The organism is Moraxella canis, assembly GCF_034424565.1.
In the GTDB taxonomy this organism is placed as follows: domain Bacteria; phylum Pseudomonadota; class Gammaproteobacteria; order Pseudomonadales; family Moraxellaceae; genus Moraxella; species Moraxella canis.
Window position 1 is genome coordinate 832578 of record NZ_CP139961.1, and the last position, 16084, is coordinate 848661.

Consider the following 16084-nt stretch of genomic DNA (forward strand, 5'->3'; position numbering starts at 1 on the left):
TTCCTCGTACTTAGCACAAAGACAACAAAACCATCCGAAATCAGATGGTTTTGGTCAAATTCATCACATCATCAACGGATGAAAATACTGCTATTATTTATAAACAATCTCAAATGGTACGCTTGATTGGAAATGACCTGGGGTGGCATTACCTTCTTTAGAACCCAACTGAGCTTTTAGATTAAAAGTAATATTACCGTTGGCATCGGCTAAATTTTTGCTTGGTGCATTAGCATTGGTTCTTAAATTAATGACCTCATCACCTGCATCAGCGTTCAATAAACGCACTTGAACATTTTCAGCCTTAGCAGCACTGGCTGACACATTCTTCAAGTAGCCATCTTCGGTAACATTAGGAGAAGTGGCAAATTTAACCGCTGCTTGAGTCAGCTTGGTACCAGCCTGCTCGCCATCAACCACCACATAACTTGCTGGACAGTTAATCAATTCGATCGCAAAAGGCTTGGCTGGACGGGCAGAAACACTGCCTGCTTTTGCCAATTGGTCAACTGGAGTACTACCCAATTCAACTTGAACATTAGCAGAATTTGGCGCTAATTGACAAGTATTTTGAGTGACTTTACCATAAACATTAAGCTGACCTGCACCATGACCAGAAGTTTGGGCAAATGCGGTGGTCGCCAAAACAGATGCTGTAACAGCACAAAGAATTTTTTTTATAGTAAATTTCCAATAGTTAAATTAAAAGTAAATATCGGGCATATGAAGGGTTTTGAAATTGGCTTAGTAGAGGATAACAAGATCTAAGCCTGTATCGGCAAAATGAATGTCATTTATAAGAAGTGTATAAAATATTCTTTTTTATAAACAAGTCAACCATTATTTTGGAGCATTTTAATTAAAATTTTAATTTTTTTTGGTTGAATTTTGCCTTGGGCATATTGTAGTATATTAAGTTGGGTAAATCTAGTACCAAAAGTTAAAAAAATATACTTTTTTAAGTCCTTTTTGTTATGAATTGTTTCAAGCCATGCTAATGAGCAATAATTAAATTAAAATCAGTCTCTTAACTAAAACAAATCAATCGACTCCATTTTCATATCTTAATTTCTTAAATCATAAGCCATCAGATCAGCAGTTAGAGCCTGGCTTATGAATGACAGATTGATGCATTAGCACAAAACCCCACATCAACCCTATTCATTTTAATAGGGTGTTTATTCTTATCATCCTAATTCCCTTAAGATTTAAGCATAAAAAAAAATAGATGGTTTTTAAGCCAGTAACTCATTGTTGATGACTATTATAAAAGGCTTCTCACTCATCAGTAAATATTATGATACATATTGCTACATCTGTGTTAAACTTAAGTCATTATCTGTGCTTATTTTTGGAGTTATTATGAGCAGTCTTACCTCAGATCAAGTCGCCCTTCAGCTCGAGGGCTTGCCAGGATGGTCACTTGATGGTCATAGCCTGGTAAAAACCTTTCATTTTGAAAGCTTTGCCGACGCCATCAGCTTTATGGTGCGTGTGGCATTTTATGCTGAGATACTTGAGCATTATCCAGTTTGGCAAAATGACTACACCGCACTTTCTGTGCGTATCGGTGCCGCAGATCAGCGCGCTGTCCAAAGCCGCGATGTACAGCTTGCCAAGCGAATGCAAAGCGCCTTATCCGCCACTCCCGTCTGATTGACACCCATTCAAAGCAATGATCCTGAGCTGTCATTGCTTTTTTATTGTCAATCTTGCTATCATAGCCGATAAATTTTGACCAAAGTATGTTATGACAACACAGATTGACACTCGTTCGGTGAGTGATTTTACCGAATATGCCTACCTAAACTATGCCATGTATGTGATCATGGATCGCGCCCTGCCGCACATCGCCGATGGGCTCAAACCCGTGCAGCGGCGCATCGTCTATGCCATGAGCGAGCTTGGGCTCAAGCATACCGCCAAGCCCAAAAAAAGTGCGCGAACGGTTGGTGATGTTTTGGGCAAGTATCATCCGCACGGCGACAGTGCTTGCTATGAAGCCATGGTACTGATGGCGCAGCCTTTTAGCTATCGCTATCCGCTGATCAGCGGTCAAGGCAACTGGGGCTCGCCTGATGACCCCAAGTCGTTTGCAGCGATGCGCTATACCGAAGCTAAGATGAGCCATTACGCCAACACGCTATTAAGCGAGCTTGAGCAGGGCACAGTGGATTGGCAGGATAATTTTGATGGCTCACTGTCAGAACCTGTCACCCTGCCTGCACGCCTGCCCAACATCTTATTAAATGGCACGACAGGCATTGCGGTCGGTATGGCGACAGATATTCCGCCGCATAATTTGAACGAAGTGGTCAAAGCCTGCGTGCGTTTACTAAAAAATCCTGACTTATCCATCAAGCAGCTTGCACAGACCTTGCCTGCCCCTGATCTGCCGACCACAGCTGAGATCATCACACCCAAAGATGAGCTGATCGCCTTATACGAAACTGGTAAAGGCAGCTATAAAATGCGTGCCACTTACCAAATTGATCCAAAACAAAAAAACTGGATCATTGTCAATGCTCTGCCTTATCAAGTCTCAGGCAATAAAATCGTCGAACAAATCGCCAAACTGATGACCGACAAAAAACTGCCGTGGGTCACCGAGATCCGCGATGAGTCGGACAATAATAACCCCTGCCGTATCGTGATTGAGCTTAAAAAAGGCAAGCTTGACATTGATACAATCATGAGTCATCTGTTTGCCAATACCGATCTTGAGACGAGCTATCGAGTCAATATGAACATGATCGGCGTCAACGGTAAGCCTGAAGTCAAAAACCTAAAAACCATCCTAACCGAATGGCTGTCGGTGCGTAGAAGCGTGGTGACTCGCCGCCTAGAGCACCGCTTGGATAAAATTGATCAGCGGCTACATATCTTGGCAGGCTTATTAATTGCGTATTTAAATATCGATGAAGTGATTCGCATCATTCGTGAAGAAGATGATCCAAGGCTTGAGCTGATGACGCGTTTTGGACTGACCCAAATTCAAGCTGATGCAATTTTAGACATCAGATTGCGTCAGCTTGCCAAACTCGAAGAGATCGAGCTCAACGCTGAGCGTGATCGCCTAGACGCCGAGCGTGCGCTGATCAGTGAGCAGCTGAATAACCCCGATGCGCTCACCAAGCTACTCATCGACGAGCTGACAGCGGATGCCAAAGAGCATGGCGATGCTCGCCGCTCGCCTGTGGTTGAGCGTGAAGAAGCAAGCAGTCTAAAAGCGGTGGACTTGATTGCCAGTGAGCCGATCACCGCCATCTTGTCTCAAGCAGGATGGATTCGTGCTGCCAAAGGTCATCACACAGACCCTGCCGAGATGAATTACCGTGCAGGCGACAGCTATCTAACACACGCGCTTGGCAAATCCACTGATCGGCTTATTTTGATTGATAATACTGGTCGCAGTTATGGGCTTGATAGCGTGCATCTGCCTTCGGCGCGTACCCAAGGCGACCCAATCACCAGTTTATTAAACTTGCCTGCAGGTGCAAAGATAGATCAGCTACACTTTAGTCATGATCAAAATATTTTGATGGCAAGCAGTGCAGGCTATGGATTTATCAATCAGTTAAGTAATTTGGACACTGCCCAAAAAGCAGGTAAAGCCAGTATCAATCTTGGCGAAGGGGCGCTGCTGCCCATTGTGCCGATGACAGATAATGATACCTTGGTGGCAGTCAGTCTGTCTAATGGTAATTTACTGGTGTTTGGGCGTGATGAGCTGCCCACTCTCGCCAAAGGCAAAGGCAATAAACTTGCCAATCTAAAACAAGGTGAAGCTATCACTGCCATCACTGCTCTGTCTGACTCTGACAGCTTGGTCATCACCGCAGGCAAGCGGACTTTGACACTCAAGCCCAGCGATGTAGCCAATTATATCGCTCGCCGTGCCAGCCGTGGTAGCGCCTTGCCAAAAGGCTTTGGCAAAGTATCGCAGATGGCAAAGCTTCAAAAAGACAGCGAATAGTCCCATTTGGCACCGCTTAACTTTCCCGTATTGCACTTAGGCGGTGCTCATTACCAACAAGGATCATTTCACCTTTTGAAAGACAAAAAGGCAAAATTCGCCCTGCACCGAAAAATGCTCCAAGCTTTCAAGCATGGCACGGCGATCAGCTTTTGCCTTATAGGCATAAGGTGTCATGGCGATTAGCTGTTTGAGTGCGGTATTATCAAGCTGCATCGGCGCGATGATGTGTGCTTGATCGATGAGCTCAAACTCAGGCGCAAGCTTTTGGATGGATTTGGCAGGCTCATGCACGATCACCTTCCCAAAAAGCGCCTCTCGCATGGCATACAGATGATTAGGCGCTGCTGACGCCACCATCAGATAGCCACCATCACGGAGCACTCGCAGCATCTCATCTTTGGGCAGTGGGCTAAAAACACTGGTGCACGCATCTATCGATCCATCCGCCACAGGCAGCACAGCACCTGTACCCACCACCCAAGTGATGCGATGGGCTTTGTCGGCTTTGGCAGCAGTTTGGATGGCAGATTTGGCAATATCCAGCCCAATGACCTGACCTGCCTCTTTGATCAGACCTTGGGTGTAATATCCTTCACCGCAGCCGATATCAAGGACAGTATTTGGATTGAGCTTTTTTGCCATCTGTGAGATCGCATCTTTGAGCGGCTGATAATATCCTGCCGATAAAAACGCTCGCCTTGCCTGTACTGCTTCGGGCGTATCGCCAGGATTTTTACTTTTTTTATGTTGGACGACATGCAGATTGACGTAGCCTTCTTTGGCGACATCAAAACTGTGCTGATTGGCACATTGGTAGGTTTTATTTGTAAGATTTAGCGGCAGATGACAAATTGGACAGATAAGCATAACATTGAGAATTGAGGAATGTGGCAGATAGTTTAACACAGTTACCAATAAACAAAAGGCTTAAGCGACTTGGGATTGATGCGCTTAATCTTAAGGGGTTATTTTTTACCTGCCAAAATACCACTGACAATCACAAGCACAATGCCAATAATCGCCATCATCGGCAAAATCTCATCAAAAAACACCACGCCATACAGTGTGGATAGCACGACAACCAAATAGCCGAGCGCCGATACCATGAATTTGCGTCCGACCTTATAAGCGTGCGTCATCGCCAGCTGACCACCCATCGCTGACAGACCGATACCAAATAAATAAGGCAGCATCTGAGGTTGTATGGGCGTCCAGCCTACGATGGTACTGGCGATCGCTGAGATGATCGTTGCAAGCAAAGAAAAATAAAACACGATGCGCCATGACGGCTCACCCAAAAGTGACAGCTCACGCACCTGTAAATACGCATAGCCTGCGATCGCACCACTGGTAAGCCCGACCAAAGTCGGTATCAGCCCATGCCCAAGAATACTGGGACGCAAAATCAGCATGATACCAAAAAGCCCAAGTAGCAGCGCAAACCAAGTCAGGCGGCTGGGCATTTGTCTTAAGAGTATCACTGAAAAAATCGCCAAAAATATCGCTGATGTATGGCTAAATGTGATGGCAGTCGCCAGTGGCAGATGCACCAGACCAAAAAAGAACATAAATAAGCTGATCGTGCCTGCCAATGAGCGCCAAAAATGCGCCTGTGGGTAGCGTGTCGCAAATTGCCGCTTCATCAGCACGGCTTGGGCACCCAAAACAGCCGCCGCAAACACAACGCGCCAAAACACCAGCTCGTACTCGTGCATCCCAAAGCGTGCACCTGTCATCTTGACAAGCAGCCCCATGATACTAAAGCAGACAGCGCCTGCCACCATCCATAATGAGCCAGCAAATGAGCCTGTGTCAGTGTGGGGAGTTTTGGGCATGATATTCTTCGATGGATACAATTTGGGATATTGTATCACAAGCTAGAAGAGTGCGAATTGATAAGATGTTAATTAGGCAGTCAAAAAAACAAAAACACTTTAGGCGTCAAGCAATCGTCTTAGCAGCTCAATTTCTTTGTCTTTTTGTTCAAGCAGTTGTTTTTGGTGGTTGATGATAAGTTGTAATTTTTCAACTTCTTGGGCGTTATCATAGTATTTATTGGCGTAATTACCGTGATTATCTCCAATAAGCAGTGAAAAATCACGCTCTTCTTTTAATAAATCTGCAATATCAATATTAAACACATTGGCGATATTTTGTAAATGATCTACCGTAATTTTGCTCTCACCACGTTCTAATTTGCCATAGCCGTTTTTTGACATATTCAGCATTTCCGCCATTTGTTCTTGGCTTAAATCATTAAGTTTTCTTAATTTTTGCAAGTTGTCAGAAATTGCCATAAAAGTACCTTTTTGTGGGTTTTGATAACGGATTTGTGATAATTTGTGTCGGATTAGTTGGTTGATCTGCAAGTTATATTTGTTATTATATATTAAACAAATTCCATTTGTTTTTTAAACTTTCAAGGAGTTTTGTAATGAAAAAATCTTTATCCGCAATACTGTTCTCGGTAACTTCCGCAATCACTTGCTCAACTGCTTCAGCCAGTACCATGTGCCCAGATGGTTCTTATGTGTCGGGGACAAGATGTAATTAACACCAAATGGCACTTATGTTGGTAGTGGCAATGGTGATAACAGAATGACTATGTGTCCAGATGGTTCTTATGTTTCTGGAAATCGATGCAATTTAACTCCAAATGGCGGTTATATTGGTGGCAGAAGTTCAAGGAATATGAATTTATGTCCAGATGGATCTTATGTTTCAGGTAACTGTAAATTAACCCCAAGCGGTCGTTATGTTGGCGAATAAGAGGCTATTATGCTAAAAAATATTTTTGCATTAGTATTATTACCTGTTTTGATGGTAGGTTGTGCAACTGTTCCAACTTATACTGGAGCAATAGTAGAAAAAGCAAAAAGCTTTCAAAGTCCGACTAATGGCAATGCAGGTCTTTATGTCTATAGAGATTCAATGATTGGACAGGCTCTTAAAAAAGATGTTTGGGTTGATGGTGAATGCTTGGGAGAAACCGCACCCAATACTTTCTTTTATACAGAAATTACTGGTAATAAAAATCATCGAATCTCAACTGAATCTGAATTTGGTAATAATCACTTGGATTTATACACAAATGCCAATCAAAATTATTTTGTTAAGCAATCTATTAAAATGGGTGTCTTTTCAGGTGGTGCAAAATTAAAAATTGTACCAAGTGATGAAGCAATGCAGGACATTACAAAGCTAAAAATGATACAAATAGGCAATTGTAGCAAAGCATTCAAATAAAAAAATAAAACCGCCTTTGGGCGGATTTATTTTTAAAAATCAATGCTCCCTTGTACTTCTAAACTCCACTTCTGGATATCGCTCTTGCATGAGCTGCAAGTTCACACGGCTTGGCGCCAGATAAGTCAGATAGCCACCGCCGTCAATGGACAGCTGGTCGTGGGCTTTTTTCTTGAATTTTTCAAACGCCACTTTGTCATCACAATGCACCCACCGCACCGTGGCGATACTAATCGGCTCAAAGGTGCATTGCACTTTATATTCTTCTAATAGGCGATGTGCCACCACTTCAAATTGCAGCACGCCCACCGCGCCCAAAATCAAATCATTATTAATTTGGGGCATAAACACCTGCGTTGCCCCTTCTTCGGAGAGCTGCTGCAAGCCTTTTTGTAGCTGTTTGGATTTCATCGGGTCTTTTAAGACCACACGGCGAAACAGCTCAGGGGCAAAGTGTGGAATGCCAGTGAAATTCAAGGTCTCGCCACTGGTGAAGCTGTCGCCAATCTGTATCGTGCCGTGATTGTGCAAGCCAATAATGTCGCCAGCATAGGCTTCGTCCAGCGTCTCACGGTCGCCCGCCAAAAACATCAGTGCGTCCGATACTCGCACCTCTTTACCAAGTCTGACATGATTCATCTTCATGCCCCGCTCGTATCTGCCCGAGCACACTCGCAAAAACGCCACACGGTCGCGGTGCTTGGGGTCCATGTTGGCTTGGATTTTAAAGACAAACCCTGTAAAATTTGGTTCATCTGCCTTGACAGTACGCTCTACCGCTGCATGGTCTTTGGGGGCTGGGGCGTATTGGGTGAGCACATCTAGTATCATGTTTACGCCAAAGTTGCCCAGTGCTGTGCCAAATAGCACAGGCGTTTGGCGACCTGCCAAAAACTCATCCACATCCCAATCGCCAAATGCCATTTCGGCAAGTTCCACATTTTCTAAAAATTCATCCCAAAGGATTTGCCCCAGTCGCTCTTTGATATCATCATGGTCATAGCCGTCACGGCTTTCAATGTCAGTGATTTGTGAGCCAAAGCCTTTTTTATAAAAATAGGTTTTGCCGTCCACAAAACTATACACCCCCACAAAATCCTGTCCCATACCAATGGGATAAGCAAAGGGCACACATTTGATTTTTAGGACGCTTTCAATCTCATCAAGCAGTGCCAGCGGGTTTTGAATCTCACGGTCAAGCTTATTGACAAAGCTGATAATCGGCGTATCACGCATTCGGCACACGTCCATGAGCTTAATCGTCCGCTCTTCGACGCCCTTTGCACCGTCAATCACCATCAAGGCACTGTCCACGGCGGTCAGCGTGCGATAAGTATCTTCTGAAAAGTCGGCGTGCCCTGGGGTGTCTAGCAGATTTACCATGTGGTCTTTATAAGGAAACTGCATGACCGATGTGGTGATAGAAATCCCACGCTCTTGCTCCATGCTCATCCAGTCGGACGTGGCGTGGCGGTCGGCTTTACGCCCACGCACTTCACCCGCCACTTGGATAGCCTGCCCCCACAGTAGCAGCTTTTCGGTCATGGTGGTTTTACCGGCGTCAGGGTGAGAGATAATGGCGAACGTGCGGCGAGAATTGATGTGGTCGTGAAAATCGGTCATAATCAGTCTATCAAAATAAAAAGGGGTATTTTAGCAGATTTTGGCTTACTTGAACATGATAATAATGATGCCAACGATGGGAGAATAGTTCATATATTCTAATCGTGTATAAAAATAAATTTAAGAATCTTAAGTTGATTTTGTTACAATTTGACACATATTACAAAAACTTATGTTGTAATTGGCTTATATAATACCGCAACTTTTTTATCATGTTTCATTGAAACTTAAGGTTATGTTATGAATAAATTTGCCCTTATCATCGCCGCCACTTTGGGTCTGTCTGCATGCGTGGCGCCGATGGATGAGCCCAATGGCGCCGTCATTATCCCTGTGCCAGTAGGCGTGCCTGTCATTATCCACGACAAAACCGACACGACCAACAAGAAAGACACAGAAAAAAACAGCGTCCATGTGTGTAAAATCAAGGCTTTCACAGACACTTTTACCGCTGAACATGAAAGCCGCGGTAAAGCACGCTTGGCTGCCAAGAAAAAATGCACCGCCGCTCATCATGAAATGTTTTGCCGCGATGACGACATCAAATGCACCGAGTATAAATAACCCTAAGTCAAAGCCCACCCAAGCGGTGGGCTTTTTGACATCTGATGCCCCAAGCGATGGTTTTTTGGTTATAATAGTTTAAATTCTCATTCAAATACGACCATGACAAATCTCATTTATCCAAACATCGCTGACATCCCAAACCTTGCCAAGCTACCGACCGATCACATTGACCGCTCAAGACCGCCTGTGATTTTGGTGGATGGCTCTTATTATCTGTTTCGCTGCTTTCATGGTCTGCCGCCCCTATCAAACTCCCAAGGACTGCCGACCAATGCCATTCGCGGCGTCCTAAATGCGATTAATAAACTCATCAAAAAATACAATCCTACCTATATGGCGGTTGCATTTGATACCAAGGCGCCCACTTTTCGCCACGATTTGTCTGAAGCTTATAAGGCGCATCGTCCGCCGATGGATGACGATTTGCGCGTGCAGATTCCTTATATCCATGACATGATCGAGAAACTGGGCATTCCACTTATCAAGATCGATGGCTTTGAAGCAGATGACATCATCGGCACACTCGCTCGCCAAGCCTGCCAAAATGGGTATCCTGTGGTCATCTCGACAGGCGATAAAGACATGGCGCAGCTGGTCAATGACTGTGTGATACTTGAAGACAGCTTTACTGGCAAGCTGACCGATAAAGCTGGCGTGGTTGAGAAATTTGGTGTCACCAGTGAGCAGATCGCCGATTATCTGACCCTGATGGGCGATGCGTCCGATGGCATCTCTGGCATCCCCAAGGTCGGTCAAAAAACCGCCGCCAAACTGCTCAATGAATATCACGACATCGATGGCATCTTAGCCAATCTTGAGCACATCAAAGGCGCTGTCGGTAGAAGCATCGCTGACAATCAAGACGATATCCCGCTTAATCGCGTACTAGCCACCATCGTCACCAATCTTGAGCTTGCCATCGGTTTTGATGACATCGCACTTGATCACAGCCAAGCTGCCGAGCAAAAGCGCGCGCCTGCGTTATATACACTTTTTCAAGAATTAGAATTTAAAAAAGAAATCGCCGACACTGCCAAGCTGCTGACTCAGTCCAATAATCAAGCAGACAAAAACCTTCCGCCGACCCAAGAGTCATCATCTGATGCTAGCAGTGCCGATACACCAAGCGGCGTGTCAACACTGCCCGCAGGTGAATTGTCCTACCATAGCATCACAACGAAAGCTGCCTTTGATCAGCTTGTAAACAAGTTAGCATCAGTGCCGTATTTTGCCATCGACACCGAGACCACTAACATTGATTGGCAACAAGCAAAGCTGGTGGGCATCTCGGTGAGTACTGCCAATTATGAAGGTTATTATATTCCTGTGGGGCATACAGAAGATTTTGATGTATTGATCGATGATCAGCTGCCGATTGATGAAGTGTTATCAGCTCTTAAGCCCATTTTAGAAAATCCAAACATCGGTAAAATCGGACAACATGTAAAATATGATGCGCATATCTTCAAAAAATACGGCATCACCCTAAACCACTGGGCAATGGATACCATGCTTGCCAGTTATGTCATCAACGCCGCCGCGACACGGCATGGCATGGATGCTTTGGCGGAGCATTATTTGGGCATTCAGACGACCACTTTTGAACAAGTCGCAGGCAAAGGCGCCAAGCAGCTTAGCTTTGATAAAGTCGCCTTAGACGTGGCAAGTCGCTATGCGTGCGAAGATGCGGATGTCACCTTCCGATTGTTCAGTGTCTTTAGCGACTATCTAAGCCGTGATGACGCTGCCGCTAAGCTACTACATCAGCTTGAAATCCCCACCGCGCAGATTCTGACGCAAATGGAGCATGACGGGATTTTGATTGCCACAGATTTTTTGGGGCAACTATCAGGCGAATTTGACAAAAAAATCATGGCGCTTGAAATCGAAGCCGAGCGCATCGCAGGCGAGCAGTTTAATTTGGCAAGTCCAAAACAGCTTGGCGAGATTTTATTTGAAAAATTAGGCATCGCAGGTGGCAAAAAAACCAAAACAGGGCAATATTCCACATCAGAAGCCGTCTTATCAAAAATTGATCATCCGCTGATTGATGTGGTGCTTGAGCATCGCAGCTTATCGAAGCTCAAAAGCACCTATACCGACGCACTGGCAAAAGCCGCAGACAGTCAAGGGCGTGTGCACACCAGCTATCACCAAGCGCTCACCAGCACAGGTCGCCTGTCATCATCAGATCCAAATCTACAGAACATTCCCATTCGGACAGACACAGGGCGACTGATTCGTGAGGCGTTCGTTGCACCGCCAGGTCGCGTGATTTTGGCAGCGGATTATTCACAAATCGAGCTTCGACTGATGGCGCATTTTAGTGGCGATGAAAGCTTGATCCGTGCTTTTAATCATAATTTGGACATTCACACCGCGACCGCAGCCGAAATTATGGGCAAAGACATCAGCGAAGTTATGCCAAGCGAGCGGCGTGCTGCCAAGGCGGTGAATTTTGGGCTATTGTATGGCATGAGCGCTTTTGGGCTTGCTAAACAGCTTGGCGTTGATAGACCGGTTGCCCAAGAGTATATCAAGCGCTATTTTGCGCGCTACCCTGCCATCGCAGGCTATATGGAAAATACCAAAGCCATGGCAAAACAGCTGGGCTATGTACAGACGATTTTGGCACGTAAGCTGTATTCGCCTGACATCCAAAGCAGCAATCGCATGGTCAAAGATGCTGCCGAGCGCGCAGCGATTAATGCCCCGCTGCAAGGCTCAGCAGCTGAGATTATCAAGCTTGCAATGATTGCTGTGGATGAAGTACTACCAAAAGCGCACGCCAAACTGCTGCTGCAAGTGCATGATGAGCTAGTTTTTGAAGTTGATGCTGACAAGGCGGATGATATCGGCAAGCTGATCAAAACAGCGATGCAAAATGCCTTGACCGACACCGCCAAGCAGCTGGGCTGGGAAGTTGATTTTGCTGTGCCGCTTGTGGTTGAAGTCGGCATTGGTGAGAATTGGGATCAAGCGCATTAAAGCGATTGGTTGAAAGACACATTGTGCGGCTTAATCAGTCGCACATTTTTTTAATTTTAATCAGCACAAAAATAACAAGCTGTACCGTCACCGATACAGCTTGCCATTTTCCATGATTTTACCACCGTAAAATCCGTATCCTTACCAACCTTCCATGAATAGCACTTCATCCTTGCCCTGCTCCATCAGGGTTTTCCTTTGCTATGGGTGTATTATGCAATAAAACTGTGATGATGAAAATACGCCAAAATCGTCAATATTTGTGCGATATTTCCTACAGCTTTTATTTAAGGTCATTCTTCCACCCAAGCGCCTTGACGCCAAACGAGTGCAAAACGTGTCGCCTTGCCGTCTTTTTCTGAGCCGATATACTGCTCTGAATTTTTGCGGCTCCATCGCAAGATCGTCGGATTACCTGCTTCATCTACATCTGGCGCATCGAACAAATAATGGAATTTAGGCTCAAGCTGATCTTTGATCTCGCGCAGCTCGCTAAGCTTAGGCGGACGAGTTTCACGCACTTTGGGGAATTTGGATGCTGCCAAAAACAGCCCCGCCGCCCCTTCGCGCAGCACATAATGATCATCAAATTTTTGTGAGCGCAGATTAGGCATATCAATCGGCGTCATACGCGGCGGCGCAGCTTGACCATTTTTGAGCACTTTACGGGTATTATCACACTTTCTGCATGCAAAATATGCCCCAAATCGCCCCGTTTTCAGCTCCATTTGACCGTCACACTTATCACAATCAATGGTCGGCGCATCACTGGTCGCACCGCCCACTTCAAACACGCCTTTTTCAAGCACATAGCCATCGCAATCAGGATTATTACCACAGATATGCAGCTTAAGTCCGCCATCGACAATATAGCCATCCATCGCGGTATTACATTTTGGGCAGCGTTTTTTCTCCATAAGTGCATTGACTTCGGCTGAATCATCATCGGCATCAAACTCAAATGCCGATACAGGCATCAGATTTTTGGTGCCCTTACAGCGCTCTTTGGGCGGTAGATTATAGCCAGTACAGCCCAAAAATACTCCCGTTGAGCCAGTGCGCACCTGCATAGGACGGCTGCACAAATCACAATGAATATCAGGCACATTGGTCGGATCATTTGGGCGCATCCCATCAGAAGCTTTGGCGCTATCAAGCTTTTGCTTAAAGTCATGATAAAATTGATCCAATACCGCTTTCCAATCTTCATCACCGACCGCCACTTCATCAAGCTTATCTTCTAGCCCTGCGGTGAACGCATAATCCATCAGATCAGGAAAGCTCTCCACCAACCTTTCTGTGACAATGTCGCCCATTTTTTCGGCATATAGGCGTTTATTTTCAAGTCGCACATAGCCGCGCTCTTGGATGGTTGAGATGATTGACGCATAGGTGGACGGTCTGCCAATGCCACGGCTTTCAAGCTCCTTGACCAAGCTTGCTTCGCTGTAGCGAGCAGGTGGACTGGTAAAATGCTGCGTCGGTAAAATCTCAATCAGTGGCAGCTTTTCACCCACTTTGACAGCAGGCAATAAGACATCGTCAGTCTTAGCAGGAGGCTGCACGCGTGTATAACCATCAAACACCAATGTGCGCCCTTTGGCTTTTAATTCCACATCACCGGCGGTGACGATCAGATTCACCGACTGATAGCGAGCAGGCGTCATCTGACACGCCACAAACTGTCGCCAAATCAGTTCATACAGTCGCTGAGCATCACGCTCCATGGCGATTAGCTGAGCTGACTTGACCGAAACATTTGAGGGGCGAATCGCTTCGTGCGCTTCTTGGGCATTTTGTTTATTGCCATAAAAATTAGGCTTTTGGGGCAAATAAGCGCCACCAAAATTCTCAGTGATATAATCACGCACAGAATTCAGGGCATCTTGACTCAAAAAGGTCGAGTCGGTACGCATATAAGTGATATGCCCTGCTTCATATAGACGCTGCGCTAAGATCATCGTCTTTTTGACACTAAAGCCAAGACGCGTACTGGCAGCTTGCTGAAGCGTTGAGGTGATGAATGGCGCGGATGCCCGTGATTGAGTGGGCTTTTCTTCGATCGCCGAAACCATAAAATCTGATGAATCTAAAGCCAAGACCACTTCGTTCGCTTGATCTTTATTGCCAAGCTTGAGCATTTTACCGCCGCGCTTAACCGCTTCAAGGTTCAGCGTCTCGCCTGCTGCGGTGTTATTGGTATGAATTTTCCAATATTCAACGGGCACAAAGGCGCGGATCTCACGCTCACGCTCCACCACTAAGCGCGTCGCCACGCTTTGTACGCGCCCTGCTGATAATCCGCGCGCGATCTTTGCCCACAGTAGCGGCGACACCATAAAGCCCACCACACGATCCAAAAAGCGGCGTGCCTGCTGCGCATTGACACGATCGATATTTAGTTGATCAGGATGCTCAAAGGCGGTTTGGATGGCGGACTTGGTAATTTCGTTAAATACCACGCGGCTGTATTTATCATCACTGCCACCGATGACTTCTTTTAAATGCCATGCGATCGCCTCACCTTCTCTATCCAAGTCGGTGGCGAGATAAATTTTATCAGCGTCTTTGGCAAGCGCTTTGAGTTCGCGGATGACTTTGGTTTTATTGGGCAGGACTTCATAAACAGCCGCCCAATCATGCTCAGGATCGACGCCCATGCGGCGAACGAGCGCCTTTTGGGCTTTTTCTTCACGAGACAGTCCTGCATCCTCGGTCTTATTGGCTTTAGATGTGCTGCCACTGACAGGCAGATCGCGCACATGACCGATACTTGAGCGCACCACATAATCCTTGCCCAAATATTTATTAATGGTTTTGGCTTTTGCAGGCGACTCCACAATCACTAAGGATTTGCCCTTAGCATTGGCTTTGGTCGATGCCGCCTCAGCTTTGGTGGTCGTTTTTTTAGAAGTTGCCATGATTATGCCTTTATTTAAATGTGATAAATGTCTGAAAAATCACCCCACATTCCTTTGGATGATTCTGTATCAATTTGCATTTATAGGGTGCAAATGTGGTTTTGTCAATCATTTTATAAAAATTTGCTCAAAGTTTTATCAAATGACCGATCACGATTATCAAGACGCCATATCGCCATCAATTAATTTCGCCCAAGCTGTCAGCTGGGTTTTGATGTCATTTAGGTCGGCTTGGGCTTTTGCCTTATCGAGCTTATAGGCTTTGTGGCTGTGCTGATATTTATCATCTAGCCAGTACAGCGAGATGTGATTTGCCTTGACCGACAATCCCAAAACTTGGGTCTTGATGTGATCGGGCAGATGTATGGGCTGCTCATCAAGGCGGCGCACCTGCGTTAGCATCTTTGGTGTATAAAACTGCTGAGTTATCAGCTGCCAACGATCTGCCACGACATGATATTGAGCCATTGGCAGCCTAAGATCTTCTATGATCACAGTGTACTGGGCAATCAAAGGGATGCTGCCAGCTCTGGCATACACATCTTTTTTGGCAGGTTTGAGCGCATCATACCGATCTTTGAGCCAAGCTGGGCAAGCAATGAGCTTAGGAAAAATACCAAGACTACGTGCCATCAGCCGAAAATCAGCCACTCGCACTTCATTGGCATTGGGTCGCGCCGCCATAAAATTACCCACCAAAAAACCAGCAACGACAAGCACAACAATAACAGCGATACTTCCGCTTGATAATGACATCACA

General features: G+C 45.7%; 12 protein-coding genes. 5 read left to right on the forward strand and 7 right to left on the reverse strand.

Annotated elements, in window-relative coordinates; all coding sequences use genetic code 11:
* Positions 1 to 93: 93 nt before the first annotated feature.
* Positions 94 to 645 (reverse strand): fimbrial protein, encoded by a 552-nt coding sequence (locus tag U0021_RS03735; RefSeq protein ID WP_114800398.1) that lies wholly within the window; start codon positions 643 to 645, stop codon positions 94 to 96.
* 717 nt (positions 646 to 1362) lie between these two features.
* Between U0021_RS03735 and U0021_RS03740 the strand changes: the two genes are divergently transcribed.
* Positions 1363 to 1656: a 4a-hydroxytetrahydrobiopterin dehydratase gene (locus U0021_RS03740; RefSeq protein ID WP_114800399.1), complete on the forward strand. Its 294-nt coding sequence runs from the start codon at positions 1363 to 1365 to the stop codon at positions 1654 to 1656.
* Between the two features lie 94 nt (positions 1657 to 1750).
* On the forward strand, positions 1751 to 3976 hold the full coding sequence (parC, locus tag U0021_RS03745) for a DNA topoisomerase IV subunit A (protein ID WP_114800400.1): 2226 nt from the start codon (positions 1751 to 1753) through the stop codon (positions 3974 to 3976).
* 63 nt (positions 3977 to 4039) lie between these two features.
* On the opposite strand, the gene U0021_RS03750 is transcribed toward parC, so the two are convergent.
* The 3 genes from U0021_RS03750 to U0021_RS03760 all read right to left on the reverse strand — a co-directional run bounded on the left by U0021_RS03750 (position 4040) and on the right by U0021_RS03760 (position 6276).
* Positions 4040 to 4846, reverse strand: coding sequence for a putative RNA methyltransferase (locus tag U0021_RS03750; RefSeq protein WP_114800401.1), 807 nt, complete (start codon positions 4844 to 4846; stop codon positions 4040 to 4042).
* Between the two features lie 98 nt (positions 4847 to 4944).
* Positions 4945 to 5814: a DMT family transporter gene (locus U0021_RS03755; protein ID WP_114800402.1), complete on the reverse strand. Its 870-nt coding sequence runs from the start codon at positions 5812 to 5814 to the stop codon at positions 4945 to 4947.
* A 99-nt stretch (positions 5815 to 5913) separates the two neighbouring features.
* Positions 5914 to 6276: a helix-turn-helix domain-containing protein gene (locus tag U0021_RS03760; protein ID WP_114800403.1), complete on the reverse strand. Its 363-nt coding sequence runs from the start codon at positions 6274 to 6276 to the stop codon at positions 5914 to 5916.
* Positions 6277 to 6757: 481 nt separating this feature from the next.
* On the opposite strand from U0021_RS03760, the gene U0021_RS03765 reads away from it, so the two are divergent.
* Entirely contained in the window at positions 6758 to 7225 is a 468-nt protein-coding gene (locus tag U0021_RS03765; protein WP_078256676.1) for a DUF2846 domain-containing protein, read from the forward strand.
* A gap of 39 nt (positions 7226 to 7264) precedes the next feature.
* Here the strand turns inward: U0021_RS03765 and U0021_RS03770 are convergent, their stop codons facing one another.
* A complete protein-coding gene (locus U0021_RS03770; protein WP_114800404.1) occupies positions 7265 to 8848 on the reverse strand; it encodes a peptide chain release factor 3 in 1584 nt (527 codons plus the stop codon).
* Positions 8849 to 9088: 240 nt separating this feature from the next.
* Between U0021_RS03770 and U0021_RS03775 the strand changes: the two genes are divergently transcribed.
* Both U0021_RS03775 and polA read left to right on the forward strand, forming a co-directional pair.
* The gene (locus tag U0021_RS03775; RefSeq protein ID WP_114800405.1) at positions 9089 to 9412 is read left to right on the forward strand and encodes a hypothetical protein; all 324 of its coding nucleotides are present in this window, start codon (positions 9089 to 9091) and stop codon (positions 9410 to 9412) included.
* 102 nt (positions 9413 to 9514) lie between these two features.
* On the forward strand, positions 9515 to 12403 hold the full coding sequence (gene polA / locus U0021_RS03780; RefSeq protein WP_114800406.1) for a DNA polymerase I: 2889 nt from the start codon (positions 9515 to 9517) through the stop codon (positions 12401 to 12403).
* A gap of 293 nt (positions 12404 to 12696) precedes the next feature.
* Here the strand turns inward: polA and topA are convergent, their stop codons facing one another.
* Together topA and U0021_RS03790 are read right to left on the reverse strand one after the other, a co-directional pair.
* Positions 12697 to 15324 (reverse strand): type I DNA topoisomerase, encoded by a 2628-nt coding sequence (gene topA / locus U0021_RS03785; protein ID WP_114800407.1) that lies wholly within the window; start codon positions 15322 to 15324, stop codon positions 12697 to 12699.
* 159 nt (positions 15325 to 15483) lie between these two features.
* The gene (locus U0021_RS03790) at positions 15484 to 16080 is read right to left on the reverse strand and encodes a hypothetical protein (RefSeq protein ID WP_114800408.1); all 597 of its coding nucleotides are present in this window, start codon (positions 16078 to 16080) and stop codon (positions 15484 to 15486) included.
* Positions 16081 to 16084 lie beyond the last annotated feature (4 nt).

Coding starts and splice junctions, on each gene's coding strand:
- U0021_RS03740 (WP_114800399.1), top strand. CDS start 1,363: ATGAGCAGTCTTACCTCAGATCAAGTCGCCCTTCAGCTCGAGGGCTTG.
- parC (WP_114800400.1), top strand. CDS start 1,751: ATGACAACACAGATTGACACTCGTTCGGTGAGTGATTTTACCGAATAT.
- U0021_RS03750 (WP_114800401.1), bottom strand. CDS start 4,846: ATGCTTATCTGTCCAATTTGTCATCTGCCGCTAAATCTTACAAATAAA.
- U0021_RS03755 (WP_114800402.1), bottom strand. CDS start 5,814: ATGCCCAAAACTCCCCACACTGACACAGGCTCATTTGCTGGCTCATTA.
- U0021_RS03760 (WP_114800403.1), bottom strand. CDS start 6,276: ATGGCAATTTCTGACAACTTGCAAAAATTAAGAAAACTTAATGATTTA.
- U0021_RS03765 (WP_078256676.1), top strand. CDS start 6,758: ATGCTAAAAAATATTTTTGCATTAGTATTATTACCTGTTTTGATGGTA.
- U0021_RS03770 (WP_114800404.1), bottom strand. CDS start 8,848: ATGACCGATTTTCACGACCACATCAATTCTCGCCGCACGTTCGCCATT.
- U0021_RS03775 (WP_114800405.1), top strand. CDS start 9,089: ATGAATAAATTTGCCCTTATCATCGCCGCCACTTTGGGTCTGTCTGCA.
- polA (WP_114800406.1), top strand. CDS start 9,515: ATGACAAATCTCATTTATCCAAACATCGCTGACATCCCAAACCTTGCC.
- topA (WP_114800407.1), bottom strand. CDS start 15,324: ATGGCAACTTCTAAAAAAACGACCACCAAAGCTGAGGCGGCATCGACC.
- U0021_RS03790 (WP_114800408.1), bottom strand. CDS start 16,080: ATGTCATTATCAAGCGGAAGTATCGCTGTTATTGTTGTGCTTGTCGTT.